Below are 16187 nucleotides of genomic sequence, written 5' to 3'. Positions count from 1 at the left end.
GTCACACGTCGGGCGATAGTCTACTGCGATCGCGTGAAATGACCAGCACTGAGTGTTACAAGGCGTTATTCCCGTTCCGCGTCACGCCACATGGATTCGACGATACGTTGCGCCAGAAGCGCCTGCTCACCACTCGTTTCCGGCTTTGTCTGATTTTCGATGCAGTGAACAAAATGTTCTGCCACGCCCACAAATCCGCGCTGAGCCAGGTGGCTCTGCCAGGCGGCAGGTGGCGTGAGCACTACGCCTGCACCGCACTCTTCCTGCCAGTCGCGCATGTCATGAATATCAATGCACTTGCCATCACAGATGGCGCTGATACGTTCGCGCTGGCTGCCTGCCCGACGGTGCATACTCGTGGTTACCTGCAATCCACCCGCATCAAAATGGTGCTCGGCGTAAAGCATCTGTCCCTGTTCATTGGTCGCAATATGGCCCTGACGGGGCAGCGCACGGCCTCCTGCCAGCCACAGAGCCGTATCAACGACATGCAGGTAATCATCTAACAGTGTAAAGCGCAGATCCTGTGGACCCACGCTGTCGCTGCGGTGTTTTTCGATACGCAGCGCAGCGGCGGAGTGCATTTGTGTTTTCAGTTGCTGATAGCAGGGCGCGAAACGCCGGTTAAACGCCACCATTAGCTTTCGTTGTTTCTTTTCGGCCAGCGCAACCAGCGCCTCTGCCTGATTCAGGGTTTCTGCCAGCGGTTTGTCGACACAGACATCCTTGCCAGCCTGGAGCAGTGCTTTGACCACGTCGTAATGGCTGGCCGTGCTGCTGTGCACAAATACGGCGTCACAGGCGGCAGCCAGATCGGTCAGTGAAGGGAAGCAGGTGATACGGTAGCGGTCACAAACGATGCGGGCGTTGGCCTGATTCGGCGAAAATGCGCCGACTAACTGCCAGTTATTTGCCTGCGATAACACAGGCAACCAGGCCTTTTGCGCAATACCGCCTAACCCAACAACACCAATGCGAATCGTCATTTATTGTTCTCTTTCCAGTAATTGCGCCAGTTGTGCCTGAAGATCGGCAACGTGCTGCTCAAGCGCCTCAACCCGATCCCGCAGCGCGGCATCGTCCGCTGTGGCTGGGTGTTGCTCCAGCGCCCCGAGTTCGCCCTCATCAGCAAACATGTGCATAAAACGGCTTTCACGTTTACCCGGCTCCCGCGCCAGGCGCATGACCATGGGTCCCTCAGCGCGCGACATCAACGTGTCCAGCGTCTGTTCAACGTCGCTGACGTCGGCAAACTCATGCAAACGCCCACTCCGGGTCCGCAGTTCACCAGGGGTTTGCGCGCCACGCAGGAACAGCAATGTGAAAACGGCAACTTCTGCGCTACTGAGCTGTAAATTACCGAAGGCGGAGTTGCAGAAGCGTTGCTCGTATTTCACCACGCGCTGGCCGAACCCGCTGTTGGCGGTCACCAGATGCTTTTTAATCAGGTGATCGAGCTGATCCTGCACGTCGCTTTCGCTCAGCGTCATCACGGGCTCGCGATTAGATTTTTGATTACAGGCGGTAAGCACGCCATTTAATGAAAGAGGATACTGTTCCGGTGTGGTGATTTGCTTTTCCAGCAGGCAACCCAGCACGCGCAACGCCTGCGCCGACAAGATCATCTTCATTGCAAACTCCTCATTTTACCCACGACGATTGGGTGTCCATTCCTTGCTGGTCAGCGCAGTCAGGACATGATCCTGCCACTGACCGTTAATCATCAGGTAGTTTTTAGCATAGCCCTCTTTTTCGAATCCCAGGCGGGCCAGCAGGTCCCCACTGCGCTGGTTATGCGGCATGTAGTTCGCCATGATGCGGTGGATATATTGCTGGCGCTGCATATAGCGAATCGCCGACTGCAGCGCTTCAAACATCAGGCCCTGCCCTTGCCACTTCTCGCCAAGCGAATAGCCAAGATAGCAGGCATGAAAGGCACCGCGCAGGACATTGCTAAAATTTGCCACGCCACGCACTTCCGTTTCATTGCTGTCCATTAAAATAAAATAGAACGCCGAGCCCTGTTTATGCATATCAGCGATCAGGCCCAGCCGGGCTTGCCAGCCAGAGGGATAACAGTGGCTGTCATCACGCACCGGTTCCCAGGGTTTAAGGAAGTCACGGTTTTCCGCGTAATAGTCAGCTAAACGCCATGCATCGCGTTCATGAACCAGTCTTACCACCAGCCGCTCGGTCGTGAGTCGCACCCTTGGTGCGGCAGAACGATAGCCAAACATCATCTCTCCTGAAGTCCATGGCGGGAAGGAAATGCCAGTCATTGATAACTTTCACTATAACCGCCGCCAGGTCTGCGGTAAAACGTTACGCATACTACAACAGCCAGGTCGCTGAATTATCGTCCGGCCCACCGTGCAGCGCAGGCGCGTCAAAAGACCTGCTCATATCTCCGCTCCAGAAAACTGGTTCGGTAACCACATCGGTTTCTTAACCCTGTGCGCTGTCACTGCCCCGCCGCGTAAGAAGCCGTAGGTGCCGCAAGCCGCCCATTTTAACAGCGGAAGATCGGGACACTTTCTTCCGGAAGGCATTTTCGGCAAATCCTTATCATCCCATTCCTGATGACAGACGGTTTGCATTCAGGCAGGCTATGCCACGAGCGAGTTTTTCAGTTAAACGAGGGAAGTATGAAGACGGTTTTTCACGGGCTGGTTGCCCTGTTTTTAGCGGTTTTACTGAGTGGCTGTAATCAGTTAACGCAATACACAATTAGCGAACAGGAAGTCAATCAGGCCCTGCAAAAACATAATAACTTCGAAAAAGACATTGGCGTATCAGGTCTGGTCAATGCCCATATTGTGTTAACTAACCTGAATAGCCAGATTGGTCGGGACGTGCCAGGCAAAGTCACCTTATCGGGCGATGCCAAAATTAATGTCTCCTCACTCTTTGGTCCGCAACAGGCCGATATGCAGCTCAAAATGCGTGCGCAGCCAGTGTTTGATCAGCAGCAAGGAGCCATATATTTGCGCGATATGGAAATCGTCGATGCGCAGGTTCAGCCCGAGAAAATGGCCTCTATTATGAAAACCCTGACGCCTTATCTGAATCAGTCGTTAAAAAGCTACTTTGATCAGCACCCCGCCTACGTGCTGAGCGCCGGTCGCAGTAAAGCAGAATCGCTGGCGAAAAAATTCGCGAAAGGGCTGGAAGTGAAGCCTGGTGAGCTGGTCATCCCCTTCACCGACTAACCGCCTGACAGGCAGCTTTACCGTCATCTTATCCGCGCCTTCAGGCGCGGATTTTTTTTAAAAAAGAAAAACAGGTGCAAACGGTTGCCTGAGTCCTTATGCTTATAACCCGGCCTAAACACGCCTTTCGTTTATTCTACTTGCCGGAGCCGCATTCATGACCGCACACCCTCAGCAACTTACTATCCGCCGTCCAGATGACTGGCATATCCATCTTCGTGATGATGATATGCTCAACACTGTGCTGCCCTATACCAGCGCAGTCAATGGTCGTGCTATCGTCATGCCCAATCTGGTTCCGCCGGTAGTCAGCGTCGCGGCGGGCGAAGCTTATCGCAATCGCATTCTGGCTGCCTTACCTGACGGGCACGCTTTTACCCCCCTGATGACCTGCTACCTGACCGACTCGTTAGAGGCCGATGAGCTGGCCCGCGGTTTTCAGTCGGGATTGTTCACGGCCGCCAAACTGTATCCCGCTCATGCCACGACCAATTCAAGCCATGGTGTCACCAATATTGCTTCGATTGCTTCAGTGCTGGAGCGGATGCAAACGCTGGGAATGCCGCTGCTGGTGCATGGTGAAGTGACGGACTCGCACATCGATATTTTTGACCGCGAAGCCCGCTTTATTGAAACGGTGATGGAACCGCTACGCAAACAGTTCCCCGCGCTGAAAGTGGTGATGGAACACATCACGACCAAAGATGCAGCTGACTATGTGGAAAGCGCCAATGAAAACCTGGCGGCAACGATTACGCCGCAGCATCTGATGTTCAACCGCAACCATATGCTGGTCGGGGGTATCCGCCCTCACCTGTACTGTCTGCCGATCCTGAAACGCAATACGCATCAGCAGGCGCTGCGCAGGATTGTCGCCTCCGGTCATCCCCGTTTCTTTCTGGGTACCGACACCGCGCCTCATTTGCGCCATCTGAAAGAGAGCAGCTGCGGCTGTGCGGGTGTGTTCAACGCCCCTACCTCCCTGCCCGCGTACGCCACCGTATTTGAAGAGCTCAATGCCCTGCAGCATTTTGAGGCATTTTGTTCTGAAAATGGTCCGCGTTTCTATGGCCTGCCGCTGAACGAAGGCACCCTTACGCTGGTGCGTGAGCCATGGACGGTAGAAGAAAGTATCGCAATGGGCTCTCATACGCTGGTGCCTTTCCTGGCCGGGGAAACCCTCAACTGGCGTATAAAATAATTTCGCTTGCCTCCGCCATATTTATACTGTAATTATATACAGTATCTTATACGGAGGCTTTTATGCGTGTTGAAATTACCGTTGCCAAAACCCAACCTCTTCCCGCTGGTGCGATGGAAGCCCTGAGCCAGGAGCTGTCGCGCCGGATCGATGAACAATTTCCGCAATTCACCAATCAGGTCAAAGTGCGTTACGCCACGGCGAATCAGCTGAGCGTAATGGGCGGTGACAAAGACACGCGTGAACAAATCAGTGAAATCCTGCAGCAAACGTGGGAAAGCGCTGACGACTGGTTCATTACCGATTAACCGCCACTGTGCTGTTTTTACCGGGTTTCGCCACCCGGTTTTTTTATCTTCATTTATGCCTGACTAACCGCTCGCCCATCTGGACTCCGAATGACCAATGCCCTATGCTGGCGCTGATCATGCATAAAAGGAGTTTCATCCCATGACTACAGATAAACCCGAAGAAGCCATGACCTTTGGCGAGCTGCTGACGCTCATCGGTGAACAGCAACGCCGCTTGACGGTGCTGGAAAACGCCTTTTCCAGCCTGATTTTCTGTCTTGATGACCGGGCCAGTCAGTTACTGGTGCATAATCTTTCGCTTGAAGCGCAAAATCAAAACCATGATGAGCAATTGCAGCAGCAGTTTGCGCGCCTTGCAGAGACATTACAAAAACGTAGCGGTTCAGCAGGCGTTGAAACTTCCCCTCTTTAACCCTGTTTAACGACCTTAATAAGCCTTTTTTATTGTTCAATTAGGACAATTGCACGCCCGGTATTCAGGTATTATATCTTCTCAGCCTGACTGTTTTAGAGATAATCATTCTGCATTCAGGCTTTCCATGATACGTTTTAATCAGTGAATCGCCATTTTGCTGTTATAATTGTTTCGCAGTGGAAATTAAAAGCCGCATTGAACCTCATCATGCACTTCGTTTAACGAGTAATAAGGAGGTTATAATGGACAGTCGGAAAGATGTAATTCAGACCCATCCTCTGGTGGGCTGGGATATCAGTACTGTTGACAGCTATGATGCGATGATGATCCGTCTGCACTCCCTTTCGTCGCAGGATCAAACTGAAGAAGACGCGGACGTCGGCCCGACCTACTGGCTGACGACAGATGTAGCCAGGCAATTTATCTCTATTCTCGAAGCGGGTATCGCTAAGATTGAATCTGCCGAGCAAGTAGAACGACTACGAAAGAAGCATTAATACTGCTGCATCAGCGAGGCACCCACCCGGGTGCCTTTTTTCATGGACTTTCTGGTATGCTATTGATTATGTAACCCTTTCAGGAGTTCCATTTTCATGATTTACGATCTCATTGTGGTCGGTAGCGGTTCAGTGGGTGCAGCGGCTGGCTATTATGCGACCCAGGCTGGCCTTTCCGTGCTGATGATTGACAGCGCACATCCTCCCCATCATCAGGGTGCTCATCACGGAGAAAGCCGTTTGATTCGTCATGCCTATGGCGAGGGCGAACGCTATGTACCGCTGGTATTGCGTGCGCAAACGTTGTGGGATGAACTGGAACAGCAGGCGGGCGAGCGCATTATGCATCGTTGCGGTGTCCTGAATCTTGCGCCTGTCCAGTCTGAATTTATTCAAAACGTCGTAAGCAGCGCCCAAACCTGGCAGCTCCCTGTCGAGGTGCTGCAGGCGGCTGACGTGCGCAAGCGCTGGCCACAGCTGGCGGTTCCTGACGGATATCTGGGCGTTTTCGAACCAAACTCTGGCTTTTTAAAAAGTGAACAGGCGGTTCGAAGCTGGATACAGCTGGCAGAAAAACAGGGCTGCGCGCAGTTGTTTAACTGCCCGGTTACTCAGATCCGGCGTGACGGCGAATTGCAACAGGTTACCACGCTCGATGGCCTTTACCGCGGGCGCAAACTGTTGGTCAGTACGGGCACCTGGGTGAGTAAACTGGTCCCCGATTTGCCCATCGCCCCTACGCGTAAAGTGTTTGCCTGGTATCAGGCTGATGGCCGCTACAGTGAAAACAATGCGTTTCCTGGCTTCACCTGCGAAATGCCGGATGGCAGTCAGTATTATGGTTTCCCGGCGGACAACAATGCTTTAAAAGTTGGTCGTCATGATGGTGGTCAGCTAATGACAACACCTGAAGACCGCAAGCCGTTCGGCAGCCTTTCCGCCGATGGCAGTGAAGCCTTCCGGTTTCTCCGTCAGTTTTTACCGGGCGTTGGGGTTTGCCTGCACGGTGAAGCCTGTAGCTATGACGTGAGTCATGATGAGGATTTCATCATTGATACACTGCCGGGCGAACCGAATCGTCTGATCATCACCGGTTTAAGCGGGCATGGCTTTAAATTTGCCAGCGTGTTGGGTGAACTCGCCAGTCAGTTTGCACAGAATAAACCGTTCAGTTTCGATCTTACCCCTTTCCGTTTATCGCGTTTTCACGCCTGACCGTACGGCGCGCGTGCAGTGCACCGCGCCGCATTGACACAGATTTACACGCCAGCCCGTTTTACCGCTTTTTCTTCTGCCATCCAGGTGTTTCAGAGATGTTTTCTCCATCAGTCACATCATGCCGCCGCCAGACAAGGGCGTTTATTCAATAATCCTGCGCTTAGTCAAATCGGTTCACCAAACCCATTGCACCAGCAACAATAAATTTATAGAAAAGTAAGCATCATTGATTTTGTGTTTCATTCTGTAGATTCTTGTTTCCACGTATTCCTTTGGTGCTTTAGCACAATGTCGCTGACAAATTCCTCCACCCGTTACGGTTTACTCACGATTTTTCTGCACTGGTCAATGGCCGTGGTTATTTACGCCATGTTCGCGCTGGGCCTGTGGATGGTTGGCCTGAGCTATTACGACAGCTGGTACCATAACGCGCCTGACATTCATAAAAGCATCGGCGTGTTATTAATGCTGGCGCTGGTCATCCGACTGGTATGGCGTGTGCTTTCGCCGCCCCCTGAACCGCTGCGTAGCTATTCTCCTGCGGTGCGCTTCGCGGCAGTGTTCGTGCACTGGCTGCTTTACAGCCTGCTTATTGCCCTTCTGCTGAGTGGCTATCTGATCTCGACTGCGGATGGCAAACCCGTGTCTGTTTTCGGTTGGTTCTCGTTACCGGCGTTATTCAGTGGAGCGGGTGAACAGGCGGATTTAGCAGGAAATATTCATCTGTGGCTGGCCTGGAGCATCGTGGTGCTGTCGGTGTTGCATGGTCTTGCCGCGTTAAAACATCACTTTATTGACCGCGATATCACCCTGAAAAGGATGCTGGGACGGCGCATCCACTCTCCCTCTGAAAAGGAAAAATGATATGTTCAAAAAAACGCTTCTGGCTGTTACCGCTACTGGCCTGCTGCTGGGATCACTGACCGCTAATGCCGCCGATTACAAAATCGATAAAGAAGGCCAGCACGCCTTTGTTCAGTTCCGTATTCAGCATCTGGGCTACAGCTGGCTGTATGGGACGTTTAAAGATTTTGATGGCTCATTTACCTTCGATGCAGACAATCCCACCGCCGATAAAGTCGATGTCACGATTAAAACCAACAGCGTGGATACCAACCACGCCGAGCGTGACAAACATATTCGTGGCCCTGAATTTCTGAACGTGGCGAAACATCCCACCGCGACGTTCAAATCGACTTCCGTGAAAAAAGACGGTGACAAACTGGCGGTCACCGGGGATTTAACGCTGAATGGCGTGACAAAACCGGTGACGCTGGAAGCCAAAATGATGGGCGAAGGAAAAGATCCGTGGGGCGGTTATCGTGCCGGTTTTGAAGCTGAAGGCGAGATTGCGCTGAAAGACTTTAATATCACCCATGACCTGGGCCCTGCCTCGCAGAACGTCGAGTTAATTATCTCTGTTGAAGGCGTCCGTCAGTAACAAAACACCCGCCTGAAGTCGGCCTTCAGGCGGGGTCGGTTATTTCCGCGTCGGTGCCGGAATGGTCATATTCAGCAAGCCACGCGACTTGTTAAAGATTTTATTGCCATTCTCACGTCCCGCCCGACGGGCACGCTGTTCTTCAGGCGACAGACGGGCTTCTTCCTGGCACAACGGGCTACAGCAGTGCTCATACTTCTCGGCACAACTTTCGCACTGTATAAACAGTAAGTGACAACCATCATTGACGCAGTTGACGTGCGTATCGCAGGGCTCACCACACTGATGACAATGCGCCAGAACATCATCCGATATACGCTCGCCCATGCGTTCATCAAAAACAAAGTTTTTACCTTTAAAACGCACCGGTAAATTTTGTTCCCGCGCCCGACGAGCATATTCAATAATCCCACCCTCGACATGATAAACATCCTGAAAACCGTTGTGTCGCATCCAGGCGCTGGCTTTTTCACAGCGAATCCCTCCGGTGCAGTACATCACGATTTTTTTGTCTTTCTTGTCTTTGAGCATATCCACGGCCATGGGCAGCTGATCGCGGAACGTGTCGGCAGGCACCTCTAATGCGTTATCGAAATGCCCGACTTCATACTCATAATGATTGCGCATATCGACAAAGACCGCATCAGGATCGTCGAGCATGGCGTTAACTTCGGCCGCTTTCAGGTAGTTGCCGACGTTACTGGCATCAAAGGTGTCGTCCTCAATCCCGTCAGCCACGATGCGATCGCGCACTTTCAGGCGCAGCACCCAAAACGACTTGCCATCATCATCCAGCGCAATATTCATGCGCAGATTGTCCAGCGCGGGATCAAAGCCGTACAAAAAGGCTTTCATAGCCTCGTACTGGCTGGCTGGCACGCTGATCTGCGCATTGATGCCCTCATGGGCAACGTAGATGCGACCAAACACCTTTAATGCGGTTAACCCGACATAGAGCGCATCGCGAAAGGCTTTGGGATCGGCAATGGTGAAGTACTTGTAAAAAGAGACTGTGGTGCGCGGTTCGGTTTCGGCCAACATACGCGCCTTCAGCTCTTTATTGGAAACAAGGTTGTGTAACACTGGCATGGTGTTCGTTCCTGTTATCAATAGAAGAAATTTAGCGCGCACATGATACCTGAAATGAAAAAAATGCGAAGCGTATAAGAAAAATTGATAGGTAAAACGGTAAATTTCGTTGCGCGATGGTGTTGTGCCCTCATTTTCATCTTCTGCAACACCCGGAGAAATGCTCTAACATTTCAGCCGCGGGGAAAAAAATGGCACAATAACCGCAACTGACGAATAACAGCACCGCAGGTGCACGACGCAGGATAACAGTATTCAAGATGACCCAATTGCCTCAATTTTCACGTGCACTTTTTCATCCCCGCTATTGGTTGACCTGGTTGGGTATCATTTTTCTCTATATTTTGGTCCTGTTACCTTATCCCCTGCTCTACGCGCTGGGTAGCGGTATTGGCCGTATCGCTATGCGGTTTATGAAGCGACGTGTGGCCATTGCTCGCCGCAACCTGGAGCTGAGCTTTCCGGATATGCCGACCAACGATCGTGAAGCCATGATTAAGCATAATTTTGAATCTGTGGGCATGGGTCTGATTGAAACCGGCATGGCGTGGTTCTGGCCCGACTGGCGGATTCATAAATGGCACACACCTTCCGGTCTGGAACATATTCAGCAGGCCCATGATACCCAGCGCGGCGTGTTACTTATCGGTATGCATTTCCTGACGCTGGAAATTGGCGCGCGTATGTTTGGCATTCATAATCCCGGTATTGGCGTTTACCGGCCGAATGACAATAAATTAATCGACTGGTTACAAACCCGCGGTCGTATGCGCTCCAATAAAGGCATGCTGGATCGTAAGGACCTGAAAGGCATGATCCGGGCCTTAAAACGTGGGGATATCATCTGGTATGCGCCCGATCATGATTATGGTCCCCGCAGCAGCGTGTTCGTCCCCTTCTTTGGCGTCGACAAAGCCGCCACCACCGTAGGGACACATATGTTAATGCGTACCGGAAAACCGGCGGTTATCCCGTTTGTGCCGCGCCGTCTGCCGGAAGGACGCGGTTACGAGTTGATCATTTTGCCTGATGTCAGCGCTGATTTTCCGCTGACCAGCGAAGAAGACACCGCCGCGCGCATGAATAAAGTGGTGGAAGAAGGCGTACTGCTGGCACCTGAGCAGTACATGTGGCTGCATCGCCGCTTTAAAACCCGCCCTGAAGGCGAACCCTCGCGCTATTAACCTCACCGCTGCCCGACACCGATGCGGGCAGCGCTTTTCCCTTACGGGGTGGTAAACCGTTTGTTCTGCACCCGACCTGGCGGTACGACCTCGCCCTGCCCCCATTCCACCGTCGGGCATGCCCTTCATGTTAAGCTGGATAATGCGTTGCGGTTGAACAGGAGAAAACGATGCTTTGGCTGCTTTCAAAATATGCAATAACGGCCCTGATGGTGGTGGTGATCTCGGAAGCGGCAAAACGCAGCGATCGTCTTGGCGGCCTGCTTGCGGCGCTGCCACTGGTCACGATTCTGGTGCTTGTCTGGATGAAACTGGAAGGACAAACGCAGGCCAAAATTGCCGCCCACGCCTGGTACACCTTCTGGTATGTGGTGCCGACCTTGCCCATGTTTATCCTGTTTCCTTTTCTGTATCAGCGTACAGGCTTCTGGCTTACCCTGGGACTGAGCTGCGTCCTGACGCTTATCGTATTTGTTCTCTGGGCCGTTCTGCTGAAACGCTGGGGCATCGAACTGCTGTGATGGCCTTCTCTGCGAGACAAGCCAGCACGATGCACCGCCTGATTTCATCACATCATTTTGCCTGCCGAACCGCCAGACATATTCGCCCTCTGACGCACTGACTTTCTCTCCTGCGATTTTGGTCTATCCTTCACTGAAATCACGTTAATCAGGCAAGGAGAGAAGCATGAGTATGTTCACTACACTGGAAGAAGCGATTGACGCTGCGCGTGAAGAGTTTCTCGCCAACCATCCAGACCTTGAGCAAGATGATGCAGCTATCAATCAGTTCGGTCTGCAAAAATATGTTATGCAGGATGGCGATATCATGTGGCAGGCAGAGTTCTTCGAAGACGAAGGGGATTCAGGCGAATGTTTACCGATTCGCAGTGGTGAAGCCGCTCAGGCAATTTTTGACGGTGACTTCGATGAGATTGAGTTGCGTCAGGAGTGGTTAGCGGAAAACACGCTGCATGAATGGGACGATGGCGAATTTCAGCTTGAGCCTCCACTGGACAGTGAAGAAGGTAAGGCTGCCGCCGAAGAGTGGGAAGACGATAACAGCGATTCCGATCGCGGTTACGTGTAAGGTCCATGGCTCGCGTCGACCGGAATAAGCAACGTATCGACGATCAGTGATAACGGCAGGTCGAGAATGGTGATAATCCGCCATGCCCCCTCTCTGACGTCCCACTTTACGCCGGGATAAAACTGGTTACCGTGTCCCTGTCCGGGCACGGTACGGCTGATAATACTGCCACAGCCGCTCAGCGTAACGATAGCGAGGGACAGCAGCGTTAACATAACGAGTTTATTCACAATAGCGACTCAGGTTAGACAGCCGTCATTTTAATCACGACTCAGGTGGCGTTACCATCCTGTTTACGTAAAACTGCAAAATAATGTTGCTGTCTGTGTCGGGCCAGGGGCAAAAAAAAGCGGCATCTCTGCCGCTTTTTTCATTATGCCTGATGCGGAAGCGCGTCAGGATTGAGCGAAAGTTTTTGATAACTCTCTACCCACTGATGGTATTTCTCGCCACTTTCCCACAAACGGGTGTGAACGCGCGCCAGTACCACCGGATCGCTGATCAACTGCAAACGTTGTTCACGACCCAGCTTCTCGGGCGCATCGCTCAGTGCCTGATCAACCCGCCGATCGCGCGCATGATCTAACAACTGGCTGTGCTTGTGCCGTGAGGTCGCCAGCGCTGTCGCCAGTGCGTTAAACGCCGGGTTAAACAACGCGTGCATAAAGCCGTTTTTCAGGACGCGCTGGCGGTTCAGCTCGACGTAACGGTCAGTATCGATCAGCTCTTTTGGCGGATCATACTCTTCCGGAATCAGGAACAGCTTCGCCTTCTTGGTCTTCAGGCCCAGCCCCGAACGGCTCGACATCACTGAGACAAACGGTGACAGAATCAGTGAGAAGACAATAGGCGCCAGCCACCACAGGAAGTTGAGATCCAGCCAGCCCATTCCGGCTGCCCATACGATACCCAATGCCATCTGCGAGCCATGACGTTTAAAGGCCTCGCTCCAGGGCGTTGCATCATCATCACGCTGCGGTGAGTTCCAGACGACTTCCCAGCCCAGGAACGCGCTGACCACAAATACGGTGTGGAACAGCATGCGCACCGGTGCCAGCAGAACCGAGAACAGCATTTCCAGCAGCAGCGACACAAACAGACGCAGTGCGCCACCGTAAGGTTTCGCGCCTTTACACCAGATCAGCACCACACTCAGCAGCTTCGGCAGGAACAGCAGCACCAGCGTGGTGGAGAACAGCGCAATCGCCAGTTCAGGACGCCATTGCGGCCAGACCGGGAACAGCTGTCGAGGCTGCAGGAAGTAGGTCGGTTCCATCAGCGTGTGGACCACCTGTAGGGCGGTGGACAGCGCCAGGAACATAAACCACAGCGGGGCTGAAAGGTATGACATCACGCCCGTCAGGAAGACCGCACGGTGGACCGGATGCATCCCTTTAACGAGGAACAGCCGGAAGTTCATCAGGTTACCATGACACCAGCGGCGATCGCGTTTAAGCTCATCCAGCAGATTCGGCGGCAATTCCTCGTACGAGCCAGGCAGATCATAGGCAATCCATACGCCCCAACCCGCACGGCGCATCAGTGCCGCTTCCACAAAGTCGTGAGACAAAATGGATCCCGCAAAAGACCCTTCACCAGGCAGCGGTGCCAGCGCACAGTGCTCAATAAACGGTTTCACACGGATGATGGCGTTATGGCCCCAGTAATGCGATTCCCCTAACTGCCAGAAATGCAGACCCGCGGTAAACAACGGCCCATAAACACGCGTCGCAAACTGCTGGCAGCGCGCATACAGCGTGTCCATTCCGGACGCTTTTGGTGACGACTGAATGATCCCGGCATTCGGGTTCGCTTCCATCATGCGCACCAGACCGGTCAGACATTCCCCGCTCATGACGCTGTCCGCATCCAGTACGACCATGTAGCTGTAGTTGCTGCCCCAGCGACGGCAGAAGTCGTCAATGTTGCCGCTCTTACGCTTCACACGACGACGGCGACGGCGGTAGAAGATCTTTCCTGCCCCACCGACATCACGCACCAGCTCCATCCAGGCCTTTTGCTCAGCAATAGCAATATCGGCATCGTAGCTGTCACTCAGGATATAGACATCGAAGTGCTCAGCGTTGCCTGTACGCACAACGGATTCCCAGGTGGCGCGCAAGCCTGCGAACACACGGCCCACATCTTCATTACAGATGGGCATGATCAGCGCGGTACGGTGCTCTGGATTCAGCGCCTCATCCCCGACTGTCGAGTAAGAAATGCTGTATTTATCCCGGCCGATCAGCAGTTGTAAAAAGCCCATCAGTGCTGTCCAGAAGCCCGCCGACACCCAGCAGAACAGAATCGCAAACAGGAACAAAATCCCCGTCTGCAACACATAAGGCAGAATCTGCATGACAGACTGCTGCCAGTTCTGGTTGATCATGTCCATCGGATCCAGCAGCGTCCAGCCCTGGTAAGGCAGAATGGTCTTCATGTACCACGTTGCCACCACGGTTTGAAAAACCGTAAGAATCAGGAGGATATAGCGGCGAACAGAACCGACATGGCGCCATTTTTCTTCTGCGCGCTGCTCTTCCGCCGTTGCATAACGCGGAACCGCCTTATGACCCCGTAATGAGTCCCAGGCACGTGCCAGCGGGTTAGTGCGCCAGGCTTCCGGAAACATCAGTGAACGCTTCACCTTTGGCATCGCTTTCAGGGTGGTACGTTCCAGATAGTCTTTGCCTAGCTGTGCACCACCCGCGAGGGAGTCAGGCCAGGCCATTTCAACACGTGATGAAACGGACTTCAGCGGTGCATCGTCAGGACGATCACTGGCGGCCACATCCTGACCCAGCGATTCGTGCAGTTGATGAAACGTCTGGGCATTCTGTAAAGACGCCGCCAGACGCGCTTTTCCTGCCGCATCCAGCGGCAGGGCTTCTACATAGCGTTGAGGTGTAAAAGTCAGATTATTCATTGGCAGGTAACTGATAGCTCCAGGTTTCCGTCAATGTTTTGTCACCGCTTACCAGCGCGGCACGCATTTCAGTCGCCTGCTTGTTATCTTTAACCCGGATACGCAGAACCAGGCGCCAGCCTTTGGTAACCGGATTGTAGCGAACGCTCTGTTCCACCACTTCCCCGTTTTTACCTACGCTGACCTGAGGCGCAACCTGGCTGTCGGCCGGCATTTCACTCATGTCTTTCCCTACGAAATCGATGGTGAAGGCCACGGTGCCATCCGGTTGACGAACCAGGTTTGACTGCTTCACGTCGCCCGCCGAGCGCAGCGTATCTTTGACCCAGGCAACATCATCTGAATGCAGCTTGTTTTCATTACGGCCAAAGTGCAGACGGTAGTCAAAGTCCATGGCTTTGCCGGGTTCCGGCAGATTTTCCGGTGTCCAGAACGCCACGATGTTATCGTTGGTTTCGTCAGCGGTGGGGATTTCCACCAGCTCAACATGGCCTTTGCCCCACTCGCCTAATGGCTCAACCCAGCCGCTTGGGCGCAGATCGTAACGATCGTCCAGATCCTGATAATTATTGAAATCACGTCCGCGCTGCAGCAGCCCGAAGCCTTTCGGATTTTCAATCGTGTAGGTACTGACCGCCAGATGGCGCGGGTTGTTGAGTGGACGCCAGATCCATTCACCATTGCCGCTGTGGATCGACAAACCGTCCGAATCATGCAGTTCAGGGCGGAAATTCGAGACCGTCGATGGCTGATTGCGGCCAAACAGGAACATGCTGGTTAACGGCGCGATGCCCAGTTTACCAACCTTGTCACGCAAATAGACCTGCGTCTTAACATCGACGGTAGTCTCCTGGCCTGGGTGAATCGTGAAACGGTAGGCACCGGTGGCACGTGGAGAATCCAGCAGCGCATAAATCACTAACTGCTTGTCCTGGGGTTTTGGACGTTCAATCCAGAACTCTTTGAAACGCGGGAACTCTTCACCTGACGGAAGCGCGGTATCGATCGCCAGACCACGGGCAGACAGACCATAAACCTGGCCTGCACCAATCACACGAAAATAACTGGCCCCCAGGAAGCTGGCGATTTCGTCATCTTTCTTATTCTTGCTGTTCAACGGATACAGGACTTTAAAACCGGCAAAGCCAAGGTTTTTAACCGCATCAGCATCGTGCTTCACGTTGCCAAAGTTGAAATAGTCAGGATTGTATTTGATCTCACGTACCGTATTGGCGGTGATTTCATTGATCTTCACCGGCAAATCAAAGTACATGCCCTGATGGTAAAACTCGAGCTTAAACGGCGTACGCAGTTTGCCCCAATACGCTTTATCGTGGTTGAACTGAATCTGCTGATAATCAGCAAATTTCATGTCACGAAACTGAGAGGGTAAATTACTTTTTGGCGCTTCAAAGCTTTTTCCAGACAACTCTTTCGCTTGTTTCGCGACATCATCAAAGTTAAACGCCCAACTGTTGTTGGCATACAAAGCCAGCAGGACCGCTGCGCCAATCCAGCGCATTTTCGTCAGCCCCACATTATTTTTTACATTAGTCAGCACATCCCCCCCTTTCGTGTGCTTAATACAAACCCGCTTATCTTAATGG

Annotated in this window: 18 protein-coding genes; 11 read left to right on the top strand and 7 right to left on the bottom strand. The window is 52.8% G+C overall.

The window, feature by feature from the left end; genetic code table 11:
* Positions 1-65: 65 nt before the first annotated feature.
* From RAC60_RS17385 to rimJ, 3 genes are read right to left on the bottom strand one after another with little or no spacing between them, the layout of a single operon-like run.
* On the bottom strand, positions 66-986 hold the full coding sequence (locus RAC60_RS17385) for a Gfo/Idh/MocA family protein (RefSeq protein WP_058701394.1): 921 nt from the start codon (positions 984-986) through the stop codon (positions 66-68).
* Positions 987-1631, bottom strand: a complete 645-nt coding sequence (locus tag RAC60_RS17380) for a YceH family protein (protein ID WP_375094083.1) — start codon at positions 1629-1631, stop codon at positions 987-989.
* A 15-nt stretch (positions 1632-1646) separates the two neighbouring features.
* On the bottom strand, positions 1647-2237 hold the full coding sequence (rimJ, locus tag RAC60_RS17375) for a ribosomal protein S5-alanine N-acetyltransferase (RefSeq protein ID WP_033737566.1): 591 nt from the start codon (positions 2235-2237) through the stop codon (positions 1647-1649).
* A gap of 408 nt (positions 2238-2645) precedes the next feature.
* Between rimJ and RAC60_RS17370 the strand changes: the two genes are divergently transcribed.
* From RAC60_RS17370 to RAC60_RS17335, 8 genes are all read left to right on the top strand, one after another.
* Positions 2646-3209 carry a lipoprotein gene (locus RAC60_RS17370; protein WP_375094082.1) on the top strand — a complete coding sequence of 188 codons (564 nt, stop codon included), beginning with the start codon at positions 2646-2648 and terminating at the stop codon, positions 3207-3209.
* Between the two features lie 157 nt (positions 3210-3366).
* A complete protein-coding gene (gene pyrC, locus RAC60_RS17365) occupies positions 3367-4410 on the top strand; it encodes a dihydroorotase (RefSeq protein WP_006118806.1) in 1044 nt (347 codons plus the stop codon).
* A 62-nt stretch (positions 4411-4472) separates the two neighbouring features.
* Entirely contained in the window at positions 4473-4718 is a 246-nt protein-coding gene (gene dinI / locus RAC60_RS17360; protein WP_006118805.1) for a DNA damage-inducible protein I, read from the top strand.
* 142 nt (positions 4719-4860) lie between these two features.
* Positions 4861-5133, top strand: coding sequence for a hypothetical protein (locus tag RAC60_RS17355; RefSeq protein WP_006118803.1), 273 nt, complete (start codon positions 4861-4863; stop codon positions 5131-5133).
* Positions 5134-5378: 245 nt separating this feature from the next.
* Positions 5379-5633 (top strand): biofilm formation regulator BssS, encoded by a 255-nt coding sequence (bssS, locus tag RAC60_RS17350; protein WP_006118802.1) that lies wholly within the window; start codon positions 5379-5381, stop codon positions 5631-5633.
* 96 nt (positions 5634-5729) lie between these two features.
* The gene (gene solA, locus RAC60_RS17345; protein ID WP_375094081.1) at positions 5730-6848 is read left to right on the top strand and encodes an N-methyl-L-tryptophan oxidase; all 1119 of its coding nucleotides are present in this window, start codon (positions 5730-5732) and stop codon (positions 6846-6848) included.
* Positions 6849-7139: 291 nt separating this feature from the next.
* Positions 7140-7715: a cytochrome b gene (locus RAC60_RS17340; protein WP_058701397.1), complete on the top strand. Its 576-nt coding sequence runs from the start codon at positions 7140-7142 to the stop codon at positions 7713-7715.
* A 1-nt stretch (position 7716) separates the two neighbouring features.
* Positions 7717-8292: a YceI family protein gene (locus RAC60_RS17335; protein ID WP_006118799.1), complete on the top strand. Its 576-nt coding sequence runs from the start codon at positions 7717-7719 to the stop codon at positions 8290-8292.
* 39 nt (positions 8293-8331) lie between these two features.
* Here RAC60_RS17335 and RAC60_RS17330 read toward each other — a convergent pair whose 3' ends face one another.
* Positions 8332-9381, bottom strand: a complete 1050-nt coding sequence (locus tag RAC60_RS17330) for a rhodanese-related sulfurtransferase (protein WP_375094080.1) — start codon at positions 9379-9381, stop codon at positions 8332-8334.
* A 260-nt stretch (positions 9382-9641) separates the two neighbouring features.
* Between RAC60_RS17330 and RAC60_RS17325 the strand changes: the two genes are divergently transcribed.
* The 3 genes from RAC60_RS17325 to RAC60_RS17315 all read left to right on the top strand — a co-directional run bounded on the left by RAC60_RS17325 (position 9642) and on the right by RAC60_RS17315 (position 11654).
* The gene (locus RAC60_RS17325; RefSeq protein WP_006118797.1) at positions 9642-10565 is read left to right on the top strand and encodes a Kdo(2)-lipid IV(A) acyltransferase; all 924 of its coding nucleotides are present in this window, start codon (positions 9642-9644) and stop codon (positions 10563-10565) included.
* A gap of 170 nt (positions 10566-10735) precedes the next feature.
* Complete coding sequence (locus tag RAC60_RS17320) at positions 10736-11086, top strand: DUF3147 family protein (RefSeq protein WP_033737573.1); 351 nt, start codon at positions 10736-10738, stop codon at positions 11084-11086.
* 166 nt (positions 11087-11252) lie between these two features.
* Positions 11253-11654, top strand: a complete 402-nt coding sequence (locus tag RAC60_RS17315) for a MysB family protein (protein ID WP_033737574.1) — start codon at positions 11253-11255, stop codon at positions 11652-11654.
* Here RAC60_RS17315 and RAC60_RS17310 read toward each other — a convergent pair.
* From RAC60_RS17310 to RAC60_RS17300, 3 genes are all read right to left on the bottom strand, one after another.
* Complete coding sequence (locus tag RAC60_RS17310; RefSeq protein ID WP_044241856.1) at positions 11645-11869, bottom strand: YceK/YidQ family lipoprotein; 225 nt, start codon at positions 11867-11869, stop codon at positions 11645-11647. The genes RAC60_RS17315 and RAC60_RS17310 overlap by 10 nt on opposite strands.
* Before the next feature lie 158 nt (positions 11870-12027).
* Positions 12028-14580 (bottom strand): glucans biosynthesis glucosyltransferase MdoH, encoded by a 2553-nt coding sequence (gene mdoH / locus RAC60_RS17305; protein WP_033737576.1) that lies wholly within the window; start codon positions 14578-14580, stop codon positions 12028-12030.
* The gene (locus RAC60_RS17300; RefSeq protein ID WP_172677658.1) at positions 14573-16111 is read right to left on the bottom strand and encodes a glucan biosynthesis protein G; all 1539 of its coding nucleotides are present in this window, start codon (positions 16109-16111) and stop codon (positions 14573-14575) included. Before RAC60_RS17300 ends, mdoH begins: the two co-directional genes overlap by 8 nt.
* Positions 16112-16187 lie beyond the last annotated feature (76 nt).

Source organism: Pantoea sp. BR_17 (assembly GCF_041955125.1).
Taxonomy (GTDB): domain Bacteria; phylum Pseudomonadota; class Gammaproteobacteria; order Enterobacterales; family Enterobacteriaceae; genus Pantoea; species Pantoea stewartii.
This window is presented reverse-complemented; position numbering and strand designations above follow the sequence as displayed.

Bases quoted from the DNA above. Each gene is read 5' to 3' on its own strand.
- RAC60_RS17310 (WP_044241856.1), bottom strand. From the start codon at position 11,869: ATGTTAACGCTGCTGTCCCTCGCTATCGTTACGCTGAGCGGCTGTGGC.
- bssS (WP_006118802.1), top strand. From the start codon at position 5,379: ATGGACAGTCGGAAAGATGTAATTCAGACCCATCCTCTGGTGGGCTGG.
- RAC60_RS17320 (WP_033737573.1), top strand. From the start codon at position 10,736: ATGCTTTGGCTGCTTTCAAAATATGCAATAACGGCCCTGATGGTGGTG.
- dinI (WP_006118805.1), top strand. From the start codon at position 4,473: ATGCGTGTTGAAATTACCGTTGCCAAAACCCAACCTCTTCCCGCTGGT.
- solA (WP_375094081.1), top strand. From the start codon at position 5,730: ATGATTTACGATCTCATTGTGGTCGGTAGCGGTTCAGTGGGTGCAGCG.
- RAC60_RS17335 (WP_006118799.1), top strand. From the start codon at position 7,717: ATGTTCAAAAAAACGCTTCTGGCTGTTACCGCTACTGGCCTGCTGCTG.
- RAC60_RS17380 (WP_375094083.1), bottom strand. From the start codon at position 1,631: ATGAAGATGATCTTGTCGGCGCAGGCGTTGCGCGTGCTGGGTTGCCTG.
- rimJ (WP_033737566.1), bottom strand. From the start codon at position 2,237: ATGTTTGGCTATCGTTCTGCCGCACCAAGGGTGCGACTCACGACCGAG.
- RAC60_RS17355 (WP_006118803.1), top strand. From the start codon at position 4,861: ATGACTACAGATAAACCCGAAGAAGCCATGACCTTTGGCGAGCTGCTG.
- RAC60_RS17315 (WP_033737574.1), top strand. From the start codon at position 11,253: ATGAGTATGTTCACTACACTGGAAGAAGCGATTGACGCTGCGCGTGAA.
- RAC60_RS17370 (WP_375094082.1), top strand. From the start codon at position 2,646: ATGAAGACGGTTTTTCACGGGCTGGTTGCCCTGTTTTTAGCGGTTTTA.
- pyrC (WP_006118806.1), top strand. From the start codon at position 3,367: ATGACCGCACACCCTCAGCAACTTACTATCCGCCGTCCAGATGACTGG.
- RAC60_RS17330 (WP_375094080.1), bottom strand. From the start codon at position 9,381: ATGCCAGTGTTACACAACCTTGTTTCCAATAAAGAGCTGAAGGCGCGT.
- RAC60_RS17325 (WP_006118797.1), top strand. From the start codon at position 9,642: ATGACCCAATTGCCTCAATTTTCACGTGCACTTTTTCATCCCCGCTAT.
- RAC60_RS17340 (WP_058701397.1), top strand. From the start codon at position 7,140: ATGTCGCTGACAAATTCCTCCACCCGTTACGGTTTACTCACGATTTTT.
- mdoH (WP_033737576.1), bottom strand. From the start codon at position 14,580: ATGAATAATCTGACTTTTACACCTCAACGCTATGTAGAAGCCCTGCCG.
- RAC60_RS17385 (WP_058701394.1), bottom strand. From the start codon at position 986: ATGACGATTCGCATTGGTGTTGTTGGGTTAGGCGGTATTGCGCAAAAG.